The organism is Streptomyces collinus (assembly GCF_031348265.1).
Classification (GTDB): domain Bacteria; phylum Actinomycetota; class Actinomycetes; order Streptomycetales; family Streptomycetaceae; genus Streptomyces; species Streptomyces collinus.
This window is the reverse complement of record NZ_CP133771.1, coordinates 3,010,927-3,032,730: the sequence shown is the minus strand read 5'-3', so window position 1 is coordinate 3,032,730 and position 21,804 is coordinate 3,010,927. Positions and strand designations below refer to the sequence as shown.

Sequence of the window (21,804 nt, the reverse complement as noted above, 5' to 3'; positions counted from 1 at the left end):
CCCGTATGACCCTGGCCCAGGTCGAGGCCACCGCCCGCGCCGCGCACACCGGCCAGACCGACAAGGCCGGACGGCCCTACGCCGAACACCTCCGGGCGGTGGCGGAGGGCGTACGGGCGCGGGGCGGCGACGAGGAGCAGATCGCGGCGGCCTGGCTGCACGACGCGGTCGAGGACGACGCGCTCTCCGCACAGTGGCTGCGCGAGGCCGCGCTGAGCAGCCGCACGAAGGACATCGTCCTCGCGGTCACCAAACGGGCGGGGGAGCCGCCGGAGGCGTACGCCGCGCGGATCCTCGCCACGCCCGGGGCGCTGGTGGTGAAGGAGTCGGACCTGGCACACAACGCGGACCCGGCCCGTCTCGCGGTCCTCGACGAGGCGACCCGGAAACGACTGACCGAGAAGTACGCACGGATGCGCGCGCTTCTCGGTCTCGTCGGATGAAGTCCGCTGTGGGGGTCAGGCGTCGACCTTCTCGCGCTCACGCTCGCGCCGCTCGGCGCTCTGGCGTTCGCGGGCGAGTTCGGCGGCGTCCCTCTTGAAGGCCCAGTCCATCTTCGGCTCCATCGCGAACCGGAACATGCGCTGCACCGGCTTGGTGCACAGCACGGTCACGACGGCGGCCGCGAGGACGGTCACGAGGATCTCACCGGCCGGCCGGTGCAGCCAGGACGCCTCGAACCAGCCCTGGTAGTCGCCGGCCTTCACCAGGAAGCCGTGCAGCAGGTAGCCGTAGAGCGTTCCGGCGCCGAGGGCGGTGAACCACATCTGGCGGCGCGGCACCCAGGCGAAGAAGCAGGCGGTCAGCACCAGGGAGCAGCCGAACATCGCGAGCACCATGACCGGGCCGGCCCACCAGGGGGCGCCCAGCTCCTGCGCGGCGTCCCGGTGGTAGAACCACGCGGTGTTCATGTGCGGCACCGCCCACCAGCTGAACGCCAGCGCGACGGCGAACACCGGCACCGAGGCGATCCGCACCGCACGGGTGCGCACCATGTGGAAGTGCTCGGGCTTCATGACCAGGCCCAGCACGAAGAACGGCAGGAACTGCAGAACGCGCTGCAGGTCCAGGTCGTCGCCGATCTCCGGGGTGACGGTCGCCAGCATGGCGAGACCCAGCGCGAGCGGCAGCGGCCAGCGCACCAGGTTCCAGATGGGGGTGGTCAGACGCCAGATGAACAGCGCGACCAGGAACCAGGTCAGGTACCAGGGATCGAGGATGCTGATCTCCTGGTGCGGGTCGTTGTCGATGACCCGCTTGAAGAGCGGATAGGCCGTCTCGAAGATGATGTACGGCACGGCCACGCCGGTGATCAGGCGCTTCAGCCGGTCGGGCCGCATGTCGAAACTGCGGGAGAAGTAGCCGGAGATGAGGATGAACGCCGGCATGTGGAACGCGTAGACGACCTGGTACGCGGCCTCCAGTATCCGGCTGTCGCCCTTGAGCGGCTCCCAGGCGTGGCCCATGGCCACCAGCACGATCGCGAGGTACTTCGCGTTGTCGAAGAACGCGTCGCGCTGCTTGCCGTTCTGCTTCTTCTGCGTGCTGTGCGGCGAGCGCGGGCTCGGCACTCCGTCGGCCGGTGACTGTGCCGGGGGAAGTGGCGCCCTGCGGTCGCCGTTCGGTCGCAGCGAGTTCGTCACAGACCCTCCCACCAGGAGCTCGGGGAGACGATCCGGGACCTCGCTGCGCGTGCGGGGGACGAGGCAGCGTGGAACATCTGAGGCACCCTAGCGTTCCCAACAGCTATTCGTAAAACGCCGGAAGTGATTCCTGGCTATTCGCTGCGGGTACCCCGGATTACGGGTAGTTGACGTCACTGTCGGAGTGATGGCCGACACATCGTCCGAGGGCGGATTGTGCGCACCATCCAGGTCCTGCTTGTCAGGATACTTCCGGACTAAGTGACGCATAAGACCAGCAGGCGACTCCAGTGGAATGTCCGCTTCCGTCCTCTCCGGGCCCCGCCTCGAACGGCTGTTGAGGGGCTTGTGGCAGCAATTCGAATTAGCTGCGAACGCGTTGTGTGGAGACGGAAACGATACGGTCGAATTCTCTGTGCGGGTGGCTCGTCGAATTCCCGTGCGACAGCTCGGCGTTGGGGCCTTGCGCACATGCGTCCCCGCGCGGGTGGGCGCGACACGTGTGTGGTCGATGCGTCACCGGCCGCATAGCCCGGCCGTGTTGGTGGCACGATGGTTCTGGCGGGGGTGCGCGGGGTCGCGTCCCCGGGCCGGGAGAGCGGACCGACCGAGGGTGTGTGATCAGTTGTGGCCATTTCACTGTCTGTGGTGCTGCTGTTGGCGATCATCCTTGTGGTGTTGCTGAGAGGGGGATCCATCAAGGCGGGGCCGGCGATCGTGGCGATCCTCTTCGGCTTCTTCCTCGCCTCGACCGGCATGGCCCCGTCCATCAACCGGTTCCTCAACTCGATAGCGGACACCATCAACTCCATCAGCTTCTGACCGGGACGCCGACGCCTCCTCCCGCGCCCCGCGCTTCGGGCCCGGCGCAGGGGCGGTTACGCTCGCCCCGACCACAGGACGGTGCGTGACGGGGGGAACGTACGGGGATGGCGCTGCGCGATTCCGACCCGGCGGAGGTGGGTGGCTACCGCACCGAGGACCGCCTCGGATCCGGCGGCATGGGCGTGGTCTACCTGGCCCGCTCCGCCTCCGGCCGACGCCTCGCGATCAAGGTCGTGCACAGCCAGTACGCCGACGACGACGAGTTCCGCACCCGTTTCCGCCGCGAGGTCGCCGCCGCCCGCCGGGTCAGCGGCGCCTTCACCGCCCCCGTCGTGGACGCCGACGCCGACGCCCCGCACCCCTGGATGGCCACGCTCTACATCCCGGGCGCGGACCTCGGCACGTACGTCCGCGAGCACGGCCCGCTCCCGCTGCCCCGCCTGCGCGGCCTGGCCGCCGGCCTCGCCGAGGCCCTGCGCGACATCCACCGCGCCGGAGTCGTCCACCGCGACCTGAAGCCGGCCAACGTGATGCTCGCCGAGGACGGCCCCCGCGTCATCGACTTCGGCATCTCCCGCGCCGCCGACCACGCCGCCTCCGACGCCCTCACCCAGACCGGCCGCGTCATGGGCACCCCGCCCTTCATGTCCCCGGAGCAGTTCGCCTCCCCGCAGGACGTCGGCCCGGCCGCCGACATGTTCTCCCTCGGCTCGGTCCTCACCCACGCCGCCACCGGTCGCGGCCCGTTCGACAGCCCGAGCCCCTACGAAACGGCCCTGCGGGTCGTCGAGGGCGAACCGGACCTCACCGGCGTCCCCGGCGACCTGCTCCCCTTCATCCGCCTTTGCCTGGAGAAGCACCCGAAGGACCGCCCCGCCGCGGACGAACTGTTCACCCTGCTCCGCGAGGGCGGCGCCCCCGGCCCGGTCCTGGTGCCCGGCACCCGCGCACCGCGCCCCGTACGTCCGTGGCCGGGCGCCCGGCCGACCGAGCCCGCCGGCACGGCATGGCCCGACACGGCCCGCACCGAACGGGGCGAGGCGTCCCACGCCCTGCCCGACCAGGCGGACGGCGGACCGGACGCCCAGCCGGACGCCCAGCCGGACGCCGAGCGGCACGAGGCGCGGCACCCCGGGCCCGACAGGACCCCGACGCAACAGCACCGGCCGCCCCGCGCCCCGGACGGCGCGCCCGCCCCCGGTCCGGAGCGCACCCGCGGCCGCCGCAGACACGGACTGCTGCTGGTCTCGGCCGCCGCGGCCCTCGCACTCGCGGCGATCGTCACCACCACCGTCGCCCTGATCCGCGACAAGGACCGCCCGCCCTCCTCCACCCCCAGGGCGGCCGACCTCCCCGACGGCTGGAAACCGTGGGCCGGCCGGGCGAAGGTCCCGAACCGCCTCGACAGCGGCATGGGCCGCGACTCCTTCCGGAGCTGCGCCGTGGTGGACACGTCCCTGCTCTGCGCCGGTGCCCAGGTCATGGCGACCCGCTTCGACCTGGCCGGGGGCCGCAACACATGGACCCGGCTGGTGGACGCCACCGCACCGGAGAGCCTGACCAGCGACGAGGGCTCGATCATCGGCACGGGCCGCGGCCGCGTCTACGCCTACCAGGTGGACGAGAGGGAGATGGCGGACGGAGCCGGGCCGCTGTTCACCTACACGGTCTCCGCCCTGGCCGCCGGCACCGGGAAGGTGCTGTGGCGGACCGAGACGGCCGACGGCCAGACGGCGAGCGCCCCCGACGGCCGACAGGGAGGCGCCGTCGCGGTCCCCGAGGGCGTCATCACGTCCTACGGCGCCCAAGGAGAGCAGTACGCCCTGCTCGACACCGGCACGGGCGAGGTCCGCTGGAAGCGCCCCGAGCCACAGGGTGCGGACAACTGCCTGCTGCGCGCCGCGGCCGAACGGGCCTACCTGATCTGCACCACCGGCAGGTGGGAGCAGGACACAGCCAGGACCACCGTGTCCGAGATCGGCACGGCCGACGGCAAGCTCCGCTGGACGGTCGAGACGAAGGGCGCCCAGGACCTGCTCGGCCGGGACGGCGGCAGCCTGGTGCTGGCCGGCGCGTACTCGCCCGGCAACGGCCTGACCCTGCTCGACCTCTCCTCGCGCCGGCTCACCGCCGTGCGGGTCTCCGCCAAGCAGGCCGAGGCGTCCGGTGCCCACCTCCGGCGCGGAACCGTCTACTTCACCCGGGGCAGCGGCGGCGTCAGCGCGGTCTCGCCCCGCACGGGCCGGACCCTCTGGGACAGCAATTCCACCGTGGAGCAGCAGGGCCCGCCGGCCGCCTCCGCCACGCACGTCTACTTCGCGTCCCCCACTGGCCGGGTGGCCGCCCTGAACGTCTCCACCGGCAAGATCGAAGGCACCAGCGCCGGCCGGGACGACAGCGGCGAGCCCGACAACACCTCAGGCGCCGCGCTCACCCTGGTCGGGGACGCCCTGTACGTCCCGTACGGCGACCGCTCCGTCTACACCCTGGACGTCCGGACCCTCTGAAGCGGCGGGCGCTGGATCATCCGGCGCCGATCAGCCGGCGGGACGAAGATCGGTGACGAGACGGAAGCGCTCCAGAACCACCGGCGTCGTGTCGTCCACGGTGAAGTGCGGGTCCTCCAGGGCCGCCCGTACGTCATCGCCGTGCCAGAACCGCTCGTGACCCTCCCGCCACTCGGCCACGCCGCGGTGCCCCTCTCCCTCGTCCACCACGTGGGCGAGATCGACCTCGGCCAGCGGGACGACACGCACGCCGGTCACCTCGATGACCGCGACCGGACGCCCCTCCGAGTCGATGACCACCGAACGGTCCCCGGCCTCGGGTATCGGCTCGCCCTCGTGCTCGTAGTCGACGACGAGGGCCGTCGTGGAGGTCTTCGAACCGTCGAGGATCGCCGCGACGAGCCGATCGCGCAGCGAGCCGGGAAAGGCGAACTCGGCCCTGGGCATCGAGGCGATGTCCGCGGGCGAGAAGGAGCCGGAAGCCATACGACGACCGTAACGGCCCACCCCGGAAAACGATCAGGGCCAGGCGGAGAAAGGAACCTCCGGCCTGGCCCTGAGCCGTATGGAGCGGGCGACGGGAATCGAACCCGCGTAGCTAGTTTGGAAGATCGCGTATGCGGATCGGGACTCAGCTGGTGATCCATGATCCGCCTATGTCGGTGACGCACATCATGCGGTGGGCCGGCACGACAGGCTCGCTTGGCAGCGGATCGATTCCACGGACCCGTACGGCGCCGGTATCCGTGACGATGAGGGGTTGGGTCGGGAGCTTGGTCAAACGACAGCGGAAGGGGTCTGGGACGTCCCGGGCGTTCATTAGGCGAGTCGGCTGTCGGGCAATGATGTGTCGGCTGCCCCGAACTCCGCTTCGCGGCCCGCCCGACAGGGATCAGGCCGTCGACGACGAACTGGGACGAGGGGCATGGCTTCGAACTCGTCTCGTGAGTCGCCGTTCAGCACCGTGTGCGTATCAGGTGACGGATGCTCAGCGATGGCTGGGCCCGCCGGTCAGTCGATGCCGTCGATGATGCGGAAGTCGCGCACGACGCCGTCGGGGAGGGCCACCAGCGCCTTCTGGTATGCCTCGCTCTCGTATGCCGCGACGGCCTGTTCAAAGCTGTCGAACTCGATCAGAACGACGCGTTGCGTGATTCCGGCCTCGTGGGCGACGACTCGGCCGCCACGGGACGGGATCAGGGACACGGTGCGCCCGCCCCCAGCCTGGACAGCCGGACCGGCCAGCTCGTCGTAGGCAGTCAGCCCCTCAGGGTCGGACATGGCGGGGTAGACACTGACCCAGTAGCCCTTAGCCATGGAAACCTCCTGTGTTCGGCCGGACACGTCCGACTTCGAATTGACACTCAGATCGATCGATCCCGGCGACAGGTACTGCGGTCAATTGAATCGCCATATGCGCAGGTTAGGGCTCGATGTGCGGTCGAGGGAAAGACCGGTACGGGATAGACTCAGAACGGATCGTTATCAATCGGCAGGGAGGCCACGTGGCGCCGGATACGGTGAGCCTGCGGTACTTCCTGGTGCTGGCGCAGGAGTTGAACTTCACCCGCGCGGCCGCACGGATCGGTATCGCACAGCCCGCACTCAGCGCCCGGATGCGCCGATTGGAGGCGGAACTCGGTACGGCCCTGCTGGTCCGCAACACGCGCAGCGTCGTATTGACCACGGCCGGTGCGGCTTTGGCGGAGTCCGCGCCGCCCGCGCTGGCGGCGCTGGACCGGGCATGGGACACCGCCCGGAGCGCGGCGGCCGGTGAACTGGGCACGCTGCGCATCGGATACAGCCTCAGCACCGGGGCCGAGACGGCACCGGCCCTGGTGGACAGGCTGATTCGCGGCAACAGCGGACTCGAGGTCGGCGCGGTCCCGATGGCGACACCGGAGATCTCCCCCGCGGTCGCCGACGGCCGCATCGATGCCGGGATCACCCGCGGTGAACAGCCGGGCCGTGGCGTGCGCCGGTTCCTGCTGCGGCGCGCGCGCATCGGGGTCCAGCTGGCGCAGCACCATCCGCTGGCCGAACACCCGGAGATCGAGATCGCCGACGCGGCCGCATATCCGCTGCGACTCCCGGACCGTGCGGCCAACCCCGTGATCCACGATCAGCTGTCCGCACTGTTCCGAGACACCCGACCACACCCTCGATTCCACACGCCCGCAGTCTCTTTCGACATGTCTCAGCGCGACCTGCGCGACGGGGTCACCCTCGCCCCGGCCGGAGAAGCCGCGGCCACGGCACAACCGGCCGGTCTCACCTGGCGACCGCTGCGAGGCGCGCCCAGCCTGACAATCCACCTGGTCCTCCCACGCGAGCAGTCGCCACTACACCGCCGCATCCGTGCCGTCGCCAAAACCCTGGCGCACGAGCTGCACTGGCTGCCGGACTGACGCGCAAGAGATCAAGCGAGACGGACGCCTGCGGTGGCGAGGCCGAAGACCCTGCGCCCGGCGGACTTCGCGGTGATGACGACGACGGTGGTCTTGCTGAAGGTCCGACACGAACGGACCCCCCTCGCCCAGGTTCCCGATCGTGACTTCGCGTGCTGCGGACGGCAAGCGATCTCCCTTCACCCACCACTCTCCCCAGCTCCCATCCCGTCCGCCGTCGACCCACACACCGTGGAGCGGGCGTGGTCCATGGCGTCCAGGTGGAGCGCGCCACTGTTCGAACGACCTGGACGCCATGGGCCGCGTCTGCTCGGCTCTGCCTGGGTCGATGGCGGACGGGATGGGAGCTCCCCACGCACGCCACTACGGACCCGCGGCCGCGAACGGCACCTCCTCCCTCCCGGTGCCGGCCGATCCCCCGCCAGAGGCATCGTCTTGACCGCGGGCCGCTCCATACGGTGATCGACTCATGGCCACCGGCCCTATCCACAGGTGGGCGCGCGTCGGCGCAGCGCGGGCGGAGCGGGCCGGAGGCAGGAGCGGCGCCCGCAGCGGAGCCGGGAGCGCGCCCGGCGGAGCGGAGCGCAGCCGGGGCTTGATGAGGTAGAGAAACCTGTAACAGCTCATGGCCAATACGGCACTTGGCGCTGTCACGCCTCCGTGGTGATCTGGGAGAGAGCCGCGTACGAGGGGGCATGGGTGCAGCCGTTACTAGACGACTTGGCACGGAACCGGCCGGGCGACGCGGTGCGCCGCAAGATCCAGGAGTTGCAGCCGAACCCACTGCTGAGACTGCTTGACCGGTGGCGGCCCGGGTCGGAGATCCGTAGTTGGTCAGATGGCCTTACAGGGGAACGCATCACCGGCAAACGATTGAACAGCCTGCGGAGCCGAGGTTGGTTCACCCTTCATGCCATCCAGTGGGCGAGCGGCGCAGACATCGACCACCTCGCCATCGGCCCGGCTGGCGTCTTCTCCATCAACTCCAAGCGACACCGGGGCAAGTCCGTTTGGTACGGCGACGCTGCGATCACGGTGAACGGGGCCGTGCAGCGCCACATCTCGATCGGTCAGTCTGAGGCGCGCCGCGTTTCCCGCGCCTTGTCCCGGCGCTGTGGGATCGATGTGCCCGTCCGCCCCGTGATCTCCGTGGTGCACGCGGCGAAGCTCACCGTGAAGAACGCCAACCCTCCGGTACTCGTCCTCGCGGTTGAAGACCTGGGCCGGGTCCTGTCGGGGCTGTCGCCGGTGCTCCAGCCCGACCAGGTGGCGCACATCTACGGTGCGGCGCGGGACGCCCGGACCTGGGCTGCCTGATCAGGCGTAGAAGTCGTACTCCAGCACGTACGCGTTAGCGTCAAGGATCATTTCGTTCACCTCGACAGGGCGGCCCTCGTCTGCGAACGCGGTGCGGCAAATCATGATCACAGGGGTGCCCATAGAGAGCTGGAGCCGGCTTGCCTCCTCCTACGACGGCATTCGCGAGCGGATCTCCTCGCGGAAGTGCACGGGCTTGTAACCAAGCTCTGCCAAGCGGGCGTAGGTGCCGCCGGGGCCGGTGTCCTCTTGGGTGATCGCTGAACCGGCAACCAAGTCAGCAGGCAAGTAGGACGTGGAGAGAAGGACGGGTTTGTCGTCCAGGACGAAGCGTCGGCTCCGTACACAGGCCAAGGCGCCAGCCTCGATACTCAGGACCTGATTGATCCGATCGGGTGCAGCCTCCTCGGTGACCTGCACTTGGTCGACGACTAGCGCGCGGTCCCCAATGTCTGCCGACCAGATCGAACGCCCCGAACCCCACTGGTCACGGGAAAGCCGCTGTATGCCACGTCGCCTGAGCGGCTTGAAGGTGACCAAGGCGGACGCCGACGACTGGCTTGCCGACAAGCAGACCGAGCTGCGGCGCGGTGACTGGCACGACCCCGACGCCGGGAAGGTGCCCTTCGGCGAGTACGCCGCTGCGTGGATCAAGGAACGCGAGCTGACCTCCACCACGCGGCAGCTCTACGGCTCGCTCCTGCGGCACCACCTCGAACCCGCCTTCGGTGCCGTCAACGTCGCGGAGATCTCGCCCCCGCTCGTGCGACGCTGGCGCGCTGACAAGCTCGCATCCGGCACCGGCCCGACGACGGTCGCCAAGGCCTACGCGCTGCTGCGCGCGATCATGGGCACGGCTGTCGCCGACCAGATGATCAGGCGCAACCCGTGCACCATCAAGGGCGCCAGCACTGTGCACACCCCCGAACGGCCCACCGCCACCGTGCAAGAGGTCTACGACTTGGCCGACGCGATCCAGCCCCGCTACCGGGCGCTCGTGCTCATGGCCGGGTTCCTCGGCCTCCGCTGGGGCGAGCTGATCGGCTTGCACCGACGAGACGTCGACCTCGACCACGGCGCAGTACGCGTCCGCCGTGCCGTCGCCGAGCTGAACAACGGCCACCGCGAGATCAAGGCACCCAAGAGCGCGGCGGGCAAACGAACGGTGTCCATCCCGGCCGCGATCATCCCGGACATCCGTGACCACCTGAAGCGGTACGCCGAGCCCGGTGCCGATGGCCGGGTCTTCGTCGGAGCCAAGGGAGCGACCCCGCGCCGGAACCACTTCAACCGGCTGTGGCGCAAGGCGTGCGAGGACGCCGGCATCAAGGGCCTGCACTTCCATGATCTACGGCACACGGGCAACACCCTCGCCGCGTCGACCGGGGCCAGCACACGGGAGCTGATGTCTCGCATGGGCCACAGCACCGCTCGGGCCGCGCTGATCCCGGTCCCGGGAAACACTCAGGGCCAGGCGGAGGAATGTTCCTCTGACCTGGCCCTGATGCGTATGGAGCGGGCGACGGGAATCGAACCCGCGTAGCTAGTTTGGAAGACTAGGGCTCTACCATTGAGCTACGCCCGCACAGCACGCGCCGCAGGTTGGGTGACCGCGGCACTGAAGGCATCGTAGCGGGTCGGCCCCCTCCGTCGCACACCGCATTCCCGCCGGAGCCGACGCGGCACCGACCCTGTGGAAATGCGGCCGCCGCACCGCCTGGCGGCATGTACCCTACGTGTCGCACCAGACGGGGTGTGGCGCAGCTTGGTAGCGCGTCCGCTTTGGGAGCGGAAGGCCGTGGGTTCAAATCCCGCCACCCCGACCAGCCACCCGATCATCTCGCGTGATCGCCCATCCGATCACTCGCGTGATCGCCTTTTGGGCGGTGTAGGCGCTGCCGTTACTATGCAAGCTGCACGCCCGTGTGTCTCAGCGTCTGAAGTCTCCGGGCGGCGAAATCCGCCGGGCCGTTCTGGCCCCGGCAGAAACCAAGAAGTCAGCCACAAGGAGACCGAACCGTGAAGAGCGCCGTGGAGACCCTGAACCCGACCCGGGTTCGGCTGACTGTCGAGGTGCCCTTCGAGGAGCTCAAGGACAGCCTCGACGCGGCGTACAAGAAGATCAACCAGCAGGTCACGGTGAAGGGCTTCCGCAAGGGCAAGATCCCTGCCCGTGTCATCGACCAGCGGTTCGGCCGCGGTGCGGTGCTGGAGGAGGCGGTCAACGACGCGCTTCCGAAGTTCTACACCGACGCGGTCAACGAGGCCGAGCTCAGCGTGCTGGGCCAGCCCGAGGTCGACATCACGGAGCTGAAGGACGGCGAGACGCTGAACTTCACCGCCGAGGTCGACATCCGCCCCTCCATCGAGATCCCGGACTTCTCCGGCATCGAGGTCGAGGTCGACGCGGTCGAGGTCACCGACGAGGACGTCGACAAGGCCGTCGAGGAGCTGCGCGAGCGCTTCGCCTCCACCGCCCCGGTCGAGCGTGCCGCCGAGGAAGGCGACGTCGTCACGATCGACCTGCAGGCCAAGGTCGACGGCGAGGTCCTGGAGGACGGCGTCGCCGACGGCGTCTCCTACACCATCGGCTCCGGTGAGCTGCTGGAAGGCATCGACGACGCCGTGAAGGGCCTGGAGGCCGGTGGCGAGGCCACCTTCGCCTCCGAGCTCAAGGGCGGCTCCGCCGCCGGCAAGGAGGCCGAGGTCACCGTCAAGGTCACCCAGGTCGCCAAGCGTGAACTGCCCGAGCTGGACGACGAGTTCGCGCAGCTCGCCTCCGAGTTCGACACCATCGAGGAGCTGCGCGCCGACAGCCGCAAGCGCCTCGAGAACATGAAGCAGTACGACCAGGCCACGCAGGCCCAGGAGCGCGTCCTGGAGAAGCTGCTCGACCTGGTCGAGGTCCCGGTCCCCGAGAAGCTGCTCGAGGACGAGATCAACACCCGCAAGCACAACCTGGAGCACCACCAGCTCGGCCAGATGGGCCTCGACCTCGCGAAGTACCTGGAGATCCAGGGCAAGAGCGAGGAGGAGTTCGACGCCGAGACCAAGGAAGCCGCGGTCAAGGGCATCAAGACCCAGTTCGTGCTCGACGAGCTCGTCAAGCAGGAGAAGCTGAACGTCAACCAGGAGGAGCTCACCGAGCACCTCATGCGCCGTGCGGCCTCCTCCGGCATGTCCCCCGACCAGTTCGCCCAGGCGGTCGTCGAGGGCGGCCAGGTTCCGCTCCTGGTCGGCGAGGTCGCCCGCGGCAAGGCCCTGGCCGTCGTGGTCGAGAAGGCCACGGTCAAGGACACCAACGGCGAGGTCATCGACCTCGACGACGAAGAGGACGAGGACACCGCCGAGGCCTCCGCCGAGGAGACCCCGGCCGAGTCCGCCGAGGAGAAGACCGAGGGCTGAGGCCCGGCAGCGGTGACTCCGTGAAGAAGGCCCTGGGGCACGCCCCAGGGCCTTCTTGTCACTGGCGGGGCAGCTCACCTGGGGGGCGCGGGGAACTGCGCGAGCGACCACGACGCGCCCGCAGCCGCCGAGGAACGGAACCACCCCGCCGAAGCCACGCGGCGCTACGCCCCCGGCGAACACTCCCATCTCCGGGATTCCCCGAAGGGACCCGCGCGTTAGGGTCCATGAATACGAGGGCAGTGGAGTCCCCGAACGGCTCCTAGCCCCTAGGGAAACGTGAGACGGCCCGGCGCCGTCGTAAGACGAGCAGGTGGATACGTGACGAATCTGATGCCCTCAGCCGCCGGCGAGCCCTCTATCGGTGGCGGCCTCGGCGACCAGGTCTACAACCGGCTGCTCAACGAGCGGATCATCTTCCTCGGCCAGCCGGTCGACGACGACATCGCGAACAAGATCACCGCGCAGCTGCTGCTCCTTGCCGCCGACCCGGACAAGGACATCTACCTGTACATCAACAGCCCCGGCGGTTCCATCACGGCCGGCATGGCGATCTACGACACCATGCAGTTCATCAAGAACGACGTGGTCACCATCGCCATGGGCCTCGCGGCCTCGATGGGTCAGTTCCTGCTCAGCGCCGGCACCCCCGGCAAGCGCTTCGCGCTGCCGAACGCCGAGATCCTGATCCACCAGCCCTCCGCCGGCCTCGCCGGCTCGGCCTCGGACATCAAGATCCACGCCGAGCGGCTGCTGCACACCAAGAAGCGCATGGCCGAGCTCACGTCCCAGCACACGGGGCAGTCGGTCGAGCAGATCACCCGCGACTCGGACCGCGACCGCTGGTTCGACGCCTTCGAGGCCAAGCAGTACGGCCTCATCGACGACGTGATTCCCACGGCCGCCGGTATGCCGGGCGGCGGCGGCACCGGGGCCTGAGCGGTCCCCACGGGGCCTGTGGCGCCCCGTGAGACCCACGGAGCCCTCCCGGGCCCCAGCGACCCCAGACAGCCCCAGCCGACCGCCTCAGCCCTTTTCAGGAGACACCGTGAACCAGTTCCCCGGCAGCGGGATCTACGACCGTATGCACGCCGTGCAGGACATGAGCGCCTCGCAGGGCCGCTACACCGGCCCCCAGGCCGAGTCCCGCTACGTCATCCCCCGCTTCGTCGAGCGCACCTCCCAGGGCATCCGCGAGTACGACCCGTACGCGAAGCTCTTCGAGGAGCGCGTGATCTTCCTCGGCGTCCAGATCGACGACGCCTCCGCCAACGACGTCATGGCGCAGCTGCTGTGCCTGGAGTCGATGGACCCCGACCGTGACATCTCGGTCTACATCAACAGCCCCGGCGGCTCCTTCACGGCGCTCACTGCGATCTACGACACGATGCAGTACGTGAAGCCGGACATCCAGACGGTCTGCATGGGCCAGGCGGCCTCCGCCGCCGCCGTCCTGCTGGCCGCCGGCACGCCGGGCAAGCGCATGGCCCTGCCGAACGCGCGCGTGCTGATCCACCAGCCGTACAGCGAGACCGGCCGCGGTCAGGTCTCCGACCTGGAGATCGCCGCGAACGAGATCCTCCGGATGCGCTCGCAGCTGGAGGAGATGCTGGCCAAGCACTCCACCACGCCGGTCGAGAAGATCCGCGAGGACATCGAGCGCGACAAGATCCTCACGGCCGAGGACGCGCTGAGCTACGGCCTGATCGACCAGATCATCACCACCCGGAAGATGGACAACTCGAGCCTGCGCTGACGCGAGAGGCAGTAACGTCTGCCGCCCCTTGGCACGGTTTGACTCGGTTCACGTCAAAGCGAACCGCGCCAAGGGGGGCCCGAACGGGGGGCCCGGCAAGGTACCGTCGGACATAAGGCAGCACCAGGAGTCCGCTGGACGTCGACGTCCAGGAGTCTCCCAGGCGAAGGGGAAGCACACCGTGGCACGCATCGGTGACGGCGGCGATCTGCTCAAGTGCTCGTTCTGCGGCAAGAGCCAGAAGCAGGTCAAGAAGCTCATCGCAGGGCCCGGTGTGTACATCTGCGACGAGTGCATCGATCTCTGCAACGAGATCATCGAGGAAGAGCTGGCGGAGACCAGCGAGGTCCGCTGGGAGGAGCTCCCGAAGCCCCGCGAGATCTACGAGTTCCTCGAGGGCTACGTGGTCGGCCAGGAGGCCGCCAAGAAGGCCCTGTCCGTAGCGGTGTACAACCACTACAAGCGCGTCCAGGCCGGCGAGAACGGCGGAGCGAACGGCCGTGACGACGCCATCGAGTTGGCGAAGTCCAACATCCTGCTCCTGGGCCCCACGGGGTCCGGCAAGACCCTCCTCGCGCAGACCCTCGCGCGGATGCTGAACGTCCCCTTCGCGATCGCCGACGCCACGGCCCTCACGGAGGCCGGTTACGTCGGCGAGGACGTCGAGAACATCCTGCTCAAGCTGATCCAGGCGGCCGACTACGACGTCAAGAAGGCCGAGACCGGGATCATCTACATCGACGAGATCGACAAGGTCGCGAGGAAGAGTGAGAACCCCTCGATCACGCGCGACGTGTCGGGCGAGGGCGTCCAGCAGGCCCTGCTGAAGATCCTGGAGGGGACCACGGCCTCGGTCCCGCCGCAGGGCGGCCGTAAGCACCCCCACCAGGAGTTCATCCAGATCGACACGACGAACGTGCTGTTCATCGTGGGCGGCGCCTTCGCCGGCCTGGAGAAGATCATCGAGGCCCGGGCGGGTGCCAAGGGCATCGGCTTCGGCGCGCAGATCCGCTCCAAGCGCGAGATGGAGTCCAAGGACCAGTTCCAGGAGGTCATGCCGGAGGACCTGGTCAAGTTCGGCATGATCCCCGAGTTCATCGGCCGGCTCCCGGTCATCACCTCGGTCCACAACCTCGACCGCGAGGCCCTGCTGCAGATCCTCGTCGAGCCGCGCAACGCGCTCGTCAAGCAGTACCAGCGCCTCTTCGAACTCGACGGCGTGGAGCTGGACTTCGAGCGCGAGGCCCTCGAAGCCATCGCCGACCAGGCCATCCTCCGCCAGACCGGCGCGCGCGGCCTGCGCGCCATCATGGAAGAAGTTCTCCAGGGCGTGATGTACGAGGTGCCGTCCCGCAAGGACGTGGCCCGGGTCGTCATCACGGCGGACGTCGTCCAGTCGAACGTCAACCCGACGCTGATTCCGCGGGATGCGCGGGGCCGCGGGCCGGGCGAGCAGAAGACGGCGTGACACAGACGTGAAGGGAAGGGCCCCGGTCGATGACCGGGGCCCTTCCCTTTGTGCCTTCGCAGTCGTGAGACGTTGACGCTTGTGCCTTCGGAGTCGTCAGACCTTGACGCGGATCTCCGGGCGGATCTTGGTGGTGATGTCGATGGCGGTGTCCTTCGACGTGTCCCCGGCGGCGGTACCCGAGGAGACCACTGCGATGGTGCTGTAGTCGGCCCAGGCGCAGAACCAGTTGGTCTGCTCCTTCTTGGTCATGACGTTCGGGCCCTTGACCGCCTGGCACTTCATGACCGCGCCGTCGAGGTCTGCCTCCTCCGGCTCGCCGATCAGCTCGGTCTTGCCGCCGCTGCTGGAGGAGTCCTTTTCGGCGGACTTCTTGAAGTTGGCGAAGAACGTGTCCAGGGACGCCTCCGGGTCGGAGACCTCGCCGTAGACACCGAAGAAGTTGACGCTCTTGGCCGTGGCCATCTCGGCGGCCGAGGACGGGTCCGTGGGGTCGTACTTGGTGGGGTCCACCGTGGAGTAGGTGGCCAGCACCGACGTGCCGTCCTTGACGCCGCTCTTCTCCAGCTCCTTGGTGGACTCGCCGCCGGCGGTCGCCCCGTCCTTGGTGATGCGGTTGTACTCGCTCATCACCTTCGCCGGAGTCGCCAGCTTGTGCGGCCCGTCGTCCTCCAGGGCGCCCGCGCCACCGCCCCCGCCGATCACGAAGTACGCGCCGACGCCGATCGCCGCCACGACCGCGACCGCGCCGATGACGATGCCGGTCTTCTTCTTGCCGCCGCCCGGGGCGGGAGGCTGGGGGACGCCGTACGGGGCCTGGCCGTAAGGCGGCTGCGGCTGCTGGCCGTACGGGGGCTGCTGGCCGTAAGGCGCCTGCTGGGGCGGGACGCCCTGCGGGGGCTGCTGGGGGTAGCCGTAGCCGGGCTGGGGCGGAGGGGCCTGCTGGGGGTAGCCGTAGCCGGGCTGGGGCGCCTGCGGCGGCTGGCCGTACGGGCCCGGCTGGCCGTACGGACCGGGCTGCTGGGGCTGCCCGCCGTACGGGCCCGGCTGGTTGTAACTCATGTTCTGGGTTCCCCTCCAGATGCTTATGTGTTCCGGACATCCTGGCGCAGACCCGCCGTGTGCATGGCATCGGGGCCCCCACCGTTACAAACGAAACGCGTTTCGGGACCGGTCGGTGACACCTCTAAACTGACCCCCGTGACCGAGAACGCTCAGCAGCAGCCACCAGCGCCCAGCACCGACCTGCCGACCCAGTACGCGCCGGCCGACGTAGAGGGGCCGCTGTACGAGCGCTGGGTAGAGCGGGGTTACTTCGAGGCGGACGAGAAGAGCGACAAGCCGCCGTACACCATCGTCATCCCGCCGCCGAACGTCACGGGCTCGCTCCACCTGGGGCACGCCTTCGAGCACACGCTCATCGACGCCCTGACCCGCCGCAAGCGCATGCAGGGCTACGAGACGCTGTGGCAGCCCGGCATGGACCACGCCGGCATCGCCACGCAGAACGTCGTCGAGCGGGAGCTCGCCAAGGAGGGCAAGTCCCGCCACGACCTGGGCCGTGAGACGTTCGTCGAGCGCGTCTGGCAGTGGAAGGGCGAGTCCGGCGGCCAGATCAGCGGCCAGATGCGCCGGTTGGGCGACGGTGTCGCCTGGTCCCGCGAGCGCTTCACGATGGACGAGGGCCTGTCCCAGGCCGTCCAGACCATCTTCAAGCGCCTCTACGACGACGAGCTGATCTACCGCGCCGAGCGCATCATCAACTGGTGCCCCCGCTGTCTGACGGCCATCTCGGACATCGAGGTCGAGTATCAGGACGACGACGGTGAGCTCGTCTCCATGAAGTACGGCGACGGGGACGACACCATCGTCGTCGCCACCACCCGTGCCGAGACGATGCTCGGTGACACGGCCGTCGCCGTGCACCCCGGCGACGAGCGGTACAAGCACCTGATCGGCAAGCTGGTCAAGCTGCCGCTGACCGACCGCTCCATCCCGGTCGTCGCCGACGAGCACGTCGACCCCGAGTTCGGCACCGGTGCCGTCAAGGTGACCCCGGCGCACGACCCGAACGACTTCGAGATCGGCCAGCGCCACGACCTCCCGGCCCTGACGGTCATGGACGAGCACGCGGTCATCACCGCCCACGGCCCCTTCCAGGGCCTGGACCGCCTGGAGGCCCGCTCCGCGATCGTCGCCGCGCTGCGCGCCGAGGGGCGGATCGTCGCCGAGAAGCGGCCGTACGTCCACTCCGTCGGTCACTGCTCGCGCTGCAAGACGACCATCGAGCCGCGGCTGTCCATGCAGTGGTGGGTCAAGGTCGGCCCGCTCGCGAAGGCCGCCGGTGACGCCGTCCGCGACGGCACTGTCAAGATCCATCCGCAGGAGATGGAGAAGCGCTACTTCGACTGGGTCGACAACCTCCACGACTGGTGCATCTCGCGGCAGTTGTGGTGGGGTCACCGCATCCCGGTCTGGTACGGCCCGAACGGCGAGGTCGTCTGCGTCGGCCCCGACGAGGAGGCGCCCGGGACCGAGGCCGAGGGCTGGCGTCAGGACACCGACGTCCTCGACACCTGGTTCTCCTCCGGCCTGTGGCCGTTCTCCACGCTCGGCTGGCCCGAACAGACCGAGTCGCTCGCGAAGTTCTACCCGAACTCCGTCCTGGTCACCGGCTACGACATCCTCTTCTTCTGGGTCGCCCGGATGATGATGTTCGGCCTGTACGCGATGGACGGCACCCCGCCGTTCCACACCATCGCTCTGCACGGCATGGTCCGCGACCAGTTCGGCAAGAAGATGTCGAAGTCCTTCGGCAACGCGGTCAACCCGCTGGACTGGATGGACAAGTACGGCAGCGACGCCCTCCGCTTCACCCTCGCCCGCGGCGCCAACCCGGGCGTCGACGTCCCGATCGGCGAGGACTGGGTCCAGGGCTCGCGGAACTTCGCCAACAAGATCTGGAACGCGACGCGCTTCGCGATGATGAACGGCGCGACGATCGAGGGTCCGCTGCCGGACGTCTCGGTGATGTCGGCGACCGACCGCTGGATCCTGTCCCGGCTCAACTCGGTCGTCGCCGAGGTCGACGCGTTCTACGAGGACTACCAGTTCGCGAAGCTCTCCGACGCCCTGTTCCACTTCGCGTGGGACGAGGTCTTCGACTGGTACGTCGAGCTGTCCAAGACGACGTTCCAGGCGGGCGGCGAGCCGGCCGAGGTCTCCAAGCGGGTCCTCGGCGAGGTCCTCGACGTCACGCTGAAGCTGCTGCACCCGGTGGTCCCGTTCGTCACCGAGACCCTGTGGACCACGCTCACCGGCGGCGAGTCGGTCGTCATCGCCGACTGGCCGAAGGACAGCGGCTTCCGGGACGCCGACGCCGAGCGCGAGATCGAGAGCCTCCAGTCGGTCATCACCGAGGTCCGCCGCTTCCGCGCCGACCAGGGCCTCCAGCCCGGCCAGCGGGTCCCGGCCCGGCTGACCCTGGACGGCACCCGGTTCGCGCCCCACGAGGCCGCCATCCGCCAGCTGCTCCGCCTCCAGCCGGAGGGCGACGCCTTCACGGCCACGGCGACCCTCCCGGTCGCCGGTGCCGAGGTCGCCCTCGACCTCTCCGGCACGATCGACGTGGCCGCGGAGCGCAAGCGCCTCGCGAAGGACCTCGCCGCGGCGGAGAAGGAGAAGTCCCAGGCCAACGGCAAGCTCGGCAACGAGGCGTTCCTGGCGAAGGCCCCCGACCACGTCGTCGACAAGATCCGCACCCGCCTCGCCAAGGCGGAGGAGGACATCGCCCGCATCCAGGCCCAGCTGGAGAGGCTGCCGCAGGGTTAGGCGTTCGTACGGTGTGTGAGGCCCCCGGAGCCACCAGGCCCGGGGGCCTCACACGTACCTCCGTGTGACGACCCCAGGGGCGCGGGGCTGTATCGATGTGCGGCTCCGCCGCGTGGGCGCGACAAGCCACGGACGACCCGCAGACACCGGACGACACAAACCACCCGCCACCGATGTCACCCCCGCTCCGTAGACTGGCCCCGTGAGCGAGCTCCCTCCAGACCACAACGCCGACGACCAGCCCGACCCCCTCAACGCCTTCGACGAGATCATCGCGGAGGAGACCACCCGCGACCCCGACCTCGCGGTCATCGAGGCCGGCAGCCGAACCCTGCGCACCCAGGGCGGCCCCCCGGACGCCGACATCCCCACGCGCCCCGCCGACCCCGAGGTCGACAAGGCCCTGCGCGAGGTCGAGACCGAGCTGGCCACCCGCTGGGGCGAGACGAAGCTGGAGCCCTCCGTCAGCCGTATCGCCGCGCTGATGGACGTGCTGGGTGAGCCGCAGCGGTCGTACCCGTCCATCCACATCACGGGCACGAACGGCAAGACCTCCACGGCCCGCATGATCGAGGCTCTGCTCGGCGCCTTCGAGCTGCGTACCGGCCGTTACACCTCGCCGCACGTGCAGTCGATCACCGAGCGCATCAGCCTGGACGGCGCTCCCATCGCGCCCGAGCGGTTCATCGAGACGTACCAGGACATCAAGCCGTACGTGGAGATGGTCGACGCCTCCCAGGAGTACCGGCTGTCCTTCTTCGAGGTGCTCACCGGCATGGCCTACGCGGCGTTCGCCGACGCCCCCGCCGACGTGGCCGTGGTCGAGGTCGGCATGGGCGGCTCCTGGGACGCGACGAACGTGATCGACGGGGACGTCGCCGTCGTCACGCCCATAGACCTCGACCACACCGACCGGCTCGGCACCACGCACGCCGAGATCGCCACGGAGAAGGCCGGCATCATCAAGCAGGGTGCGACGGTCATCATGGCGCAGCAGCCGGTCGACGCGGCGCAGGTGCTGCTGAAGAAGGCCGTCGAGGTGGACGCGACCGTGGCCCGGGAGGGGCTGGAGTTCGGTGTCGTCGAGCGGCAGGTGGCCGTCGGCGGGCAGCTGGTGACGCTGCGCGGGCTCGGCGGCGAGTACCCCGAGGTGTACCTGCCGCTGCACGGCGCACACCAGGCGCACAACGCGGCCGTCGCGCTCGCCGCCGTCGAGGCGTTCTTCGGCGTCGGTGCGCAGCGGGCCGACGCACTGGATCCGGACACGGTCCGCAAGGCCTTCGCCGCCGTGGCCTCGCCGGGCCGACTGGAGGTCGTGCGCCGGTCGCCGACGGTCGTGCTGGACGCCGCCCACAACCCGGCCGGTGCCCGGGCCGCGGCCGAGGCGATCGGCGAGGCGTTCCAGTTCAGCCGCCTCATCGGCGTGGTCGGCGCGAGCGGCGACAAGAACGTCCGGGGGCTGCTGGAGGCCTTCGAGCCGGTGTTCGCCGAGGTCGTCATCACGCAGAACTCCAGCCATCGCGCGATGGACGCCGACGAGCTCGCCGGTATCGCCGTGGAGGTGTTCGGCGAGGAGCGCGTCCAGGTCGAGCCGCGGCTGCCCGACGCCCTGGAGGCGGCCATCACGCTGGCCGAGGAGGAGGGCGAGTTCTCCGGCGGTGGTGTGCTCGTCACCGGTTCCGTCATCACCGTCGGCGAGGCCCGACTGCTCCTGGGGAGGGGCTGAGTCCCGTGCGCACGCTCTGTTCTTCGACCCTGATCGGCGAGTTCTTCGTCATCGGGTTCGCCGGTCTGGTCGCCATGAAGGACCCCGACCTGTCCATGACGACCGTGTGGACGGTCAGCGGCATCGCGATGTTCCTGTGCCTGGTGCTGTGCGGCCTGGTGACGCGCCCGGGCGGGGTCGTCCTCGGCTGGGCGCTGCAGATCGCGCTCATCGCGTCGGGGTTCGTCGTCCCGAGCATGTTCTTCCTGGGGGCGATCTTCGCGGCCCTGTGGTGGGCGTCGGTGCACTACGGCCGGAAGGTGGACGAGGCGAAGGCGAGATTCGCGGCCCAGGCGGGCTCCTCCACACCTGACGCTGCGTAACAGCCGCCCTGACACGCCGGGTAACCTCGTCCCACCGCTAAACCTTTACCTACAAGGAGCCCGTCGTGAGCCAGCGCACCCTCGTCCTCCTCAAGCCCGACGCCGTCCGTCGCGGCCTGACCGGCGAGATCATCAGCCGCATCGAGCGCAAGGCGGGCTGGACGATCACCGCGCTGGAGCTGCGCACGCTGGACCAGGAGACGCTGGAGCAGCACTACGGCGAGCACAAGGGCAAGCCCTTCTACGAGCCACTGGTGGAGTTCATGGCCTCCGGCCCGGTCGTGGCGCTGATCGTCGAGGGTGAGCGGGTCATCGAGGGCGTGCGCGCGCTGGCCGGCCCGACCGACCCGATCGCCGCCGCCCCCGGCTCCATCCGCGGTGACTTCGGCGTCATCGTCCGGGAGAACCTGATCCACGCCTCCGACTCCGAGGAGTCCGCCGAGCGCGAGGTGAAGATTTTCTTCCCCGGCCGGGCGTAGCGCCCGCACCTCACCAGCACATTCGGCAGGTCCGGGGTCCCCACGCCCCCGGACTTTGCGGCATATGCGTGGCGATC

At 69.3% G+C, this 21,804-nt stretch carries 18 protein-coding genes, 2 tRNA genes and 1 pseudogene; 15 read left to right on the top strand and 6 right to left on the bottom strand.

The window, feature by feature from the left end; translation table 11 throughout:
* The first annotated feature begins 5 nt into the window (after positions 1–5).
* On the top strand, positions 6–443 hold the full coding sequence (locus RFN52_RS13680) for an HD domain-containing protein (RefSeq protein ID WP_184853885.1): 438 nt from the start codon (positions 6–8) through the stop codon (positions 441–443).
* 15 nt (positions 444–458) lie between these two features.
* Here the strand turns inward: RFN52_RS13680 and RFN52_RS13675 are convergent, their stop codons facing one another.
* The gene (locus tag RFN52_RS13675; RefSeq protein WP_229856288.1) at positions 459–1,571 is read right to left on the bottom strand and encodes an acyltransferase family protein; all 1,113 of its coding nucleotides are present in this window, start codon (positions 1,569–1,571) and stop codon (positions 459–461) included.
* Between the two features lie 699 nt (positions 1,572–2,270).
* Between RFN52_RS13675 and RFN52_RS13670 the strand changes: the two genes are divergently transcribed.
* On the top strand, positions 2,271–2,465 hold the full coding sequence (locus RFN52_RS13670) for a hypothetical protein (RefSeq protein WP_031107160.1): 195 nt from the start codon (positions 2,271–2,273) through the stop codon (positions 2,463–2,465).
* 107 nt (positions 2,466–2,572) lie between these two features.
* On the top strand, positions 2,573–4,975 hold the full coding sequence (locus RFN52_RS13665; protein ID WP_184846356.1) for a serine/threonine-protein kinase: 2,403 nt from the start codon (positions 2,573–2,575) through the stop codon (positions 4,973–4,975).
* A 30-nt stretch (positions 4,976–5,005) separates the two neighbouring features.
* On the opposite strand, the gene RFN52_RS13660 is transcribed toward RFN52_RS13665, so the two are convergent.
* Both RFN52_RS13660 and RFN52_RS13655 read right to left on the bottom strand, forming a co-directional pair.
* Positions 5,006–5,461, bottom strand: coding sequence for an ASCH domain-containing protein (locus RFN52_RS13660; RefSeq protein ID WP_184846354.1), 456 nt, complete (start codon positions 5,459–5,461; stop codon positions 5,006–5,008).
* A gap of 525 nt (positions 5,462–5,986) precedes the next feature.
* On the bottom strand, positions 5,987–6,292 hold the full coding sequence (locus tag RFN52_RS13655) for a DUF1330 domain-containing protein (RefSeq protein ID WP_107456992.1): 306 nt from the start codon (positions 6,290–6,292) through the stop codon (positions 5,987–5,989).
* 188 nt (positions 6,293–6,480) lie between these two features.
* Between RFN52_RS13655 and RFN52_RS13650 the strand changes: the two genes are divergently transcribed.
* The gene (locus RFN52_RS13650; protein ID WP_128433175.1) at positions 6,481–7,383 is read left to right on the top strand and encodes a LysR family transcriptional regulator; all 903 of its coding nucleotides are present in this window, start codon (positions 6,481–6,483) and stop codon (positions 7,381–7,383) included.
* Positions 7,384–8,043: 660 nt separating this feature from the next.
* On the top strand, positions 8,044–8,700 hold the full coding sequence (locus RFN52_RS13645) for a nuclease-related domain-containing protein (protein ID WP_311240950.1): 657 nt from the start codon (positions 8,044–8,046) through the stop codon (positions 8,698–8,700).
* Here RFN52_RS13645 and RFN52_RS13640 read toward each other — a convergent pair.
* Positions 8,701–9,231: pseudogene (locus tag RFN52_RS13640) on the bottom strand (GntR family transcriptional regulator); the annotation flags it as partial.
* Position 9,232: 1 nt separating this feature from the next.
* Between RFN52_RS13640 and RFN52_RS13635 the strand changes: the two are divergent.
* Positions 9,233–10,243: a tyrosine-type recombinase/integrase gene (locus RFN52_RS13635; protein WP_311241219.1), complete on the top strand. Its 1,011-nt coding sequence runs from the start codon at positions 9,233–9,235 to the stop codon at positions 10,241–10,243.
* Here the strand turns inward: RFN52_RS13635 and RFN52_RS13630 are convergent.
* Positions 10,212–10,285 (bottom strand) — tRNA-Gly (locus RFN52_RS13630). The genes RFN52_RS13635 and RFN52_RS13630 overlap by 32 nt on opposite strands.
* Before the next feature lie 164 nt (positions 10,286–10,449).
* On the opposite strand from RFN52_RS13630, the gene RFN52_RS13625 reads away from it, so the two are divergent.
* The 5 genes from RFN52_RS13625 (at position 10,450) to clpX (ending at position 15,329) form a co-directional block, all read left to right on the top strand.
* Positions 10,450–10,526, top strand: a tRNA-Pro gene (locus RFN52_RS13625).
* 193 nt (positions 10,527–10,719) lie between these two features.
* Positions 10,720–12,105: a trigger factor gene (gene tig / locus RFN52_RS13620; RefSeq protein WP_184846350.1), complete on the top strand. Its 1,386-nt coding sequence runs from the start codon at positions 10,720–10,722 to the stop codon at positions 12,103–12,105.
* A gap of 333 nt (positions 12,106–12,438) precedes the next feature.
* Positions 12,439–13,044, top strand: a complete 606-nt coding sequence (locus tag RFN52_RS13615; protein ID WP_167526581.1) for an ATP-dependent Clp protease proteolytic subunit — start codon at positions 12,439–12,441, stop codon at positions 13,042–13,044.
* Positions 13,045–13,153: 109 nt separating this feature from the next.
* Entirely contained in the window at positions 13,154–13,861 is a 708-nt protein-coding gene (locus RFN52_RS13610) for an ATP-dependent Clp protease proteolytic subunit (RefSeq protein ID WP_031107154.1), read from the top strand.
* Between the two features lie 181 nt (positions 13,862–14,042).
* Positions 14,043–15,329, top strand: a complete 1,287-nt coding sequence (gene clpX, locus RFN52_RS13605; protein ID WP_031114127.1) for an ATP-dependent Clp protease ATP-binding subunit ClpX — start codon at positions 14,043–14,045, stop codon at positions 15,327–15,329.
* A gap of 96 nt (positions 15,330–15,425) precedes the next feature.
* Here clpX and RFN52_RS13600 read toward each other — a convergent pair whose 3' ends face one another.
* Entirely contained in the window at positions 15,426–16,391 is a 966-nt protein-coding gene (locus RFN52_RS13600; protein ID WP_184846347.1) for a hypothetical protein, read from the bottom strand.
* Positions 16,392–16,529: 138 nt separating this feature from the next.
* Between RFN52_RS13600 and RFN52_RS13595 the strand changes: the two genes are divergently transcribed.
* The 4 genes from RFN52_RS13595 to ndk all read left to right on the top strand — a co-directional run bounded on the left by RFN52_RS13595 (position 16,530) and on the right by ndk (position 21,727).
* Positions 16,530–19,160: a valine--tRNA ligase gene (locus RFN52_RS13595; RefSeq protein WP_184846345.1), complete on the top strand. Its 2,631-nt coding sequence runs from the start codon at positions 16,530–16,532 to the stop codon at positions 19,158–19,160.
* A 202-nt stretch (positions 19,161–19,362) separates the two neighbouring features.
* Entirely contained in the window at positions 19,363–20,886 is a 1,524-nt protein-coding gene (folC, locus tag RFN52_RS13590) for a bifunctional tetrahydrofolate synthase/dihydrofolate synthase (protein ID WP_184846343.1), read from the top strand.
* Between the two features lie 5 nt (positions 20,887–20,891).
* Positions 20,892–21,248, top strand: a complete 357-nt coding sequence (locus RFN52_RS13585) for a DUF4233 domain-containing protein (RefSeq protein ID WP_184846341.1) — start codon at positions 20,892–20,894, stop codon at positions 21,246–21,248.
* A gap of 65 nt (positions 21,249–21,313) precedes the next feature.
* Positions 21,314–21,727 carry a nucleoside-diphosphate kinase gene (gene ndk / locus RFN52_RS13580; protein ID WP_184846339.1) on the top strand — a complete coding sequence of 138 codons (414 nt, stop codon included), beginning with the start codon at positions 21,314–21,316 and terminating at the stop codon, positions 21,725–21,727.
* The last annotated feature ends 77 nt before the right edge of the window (positions 21,728–21,804 follow it).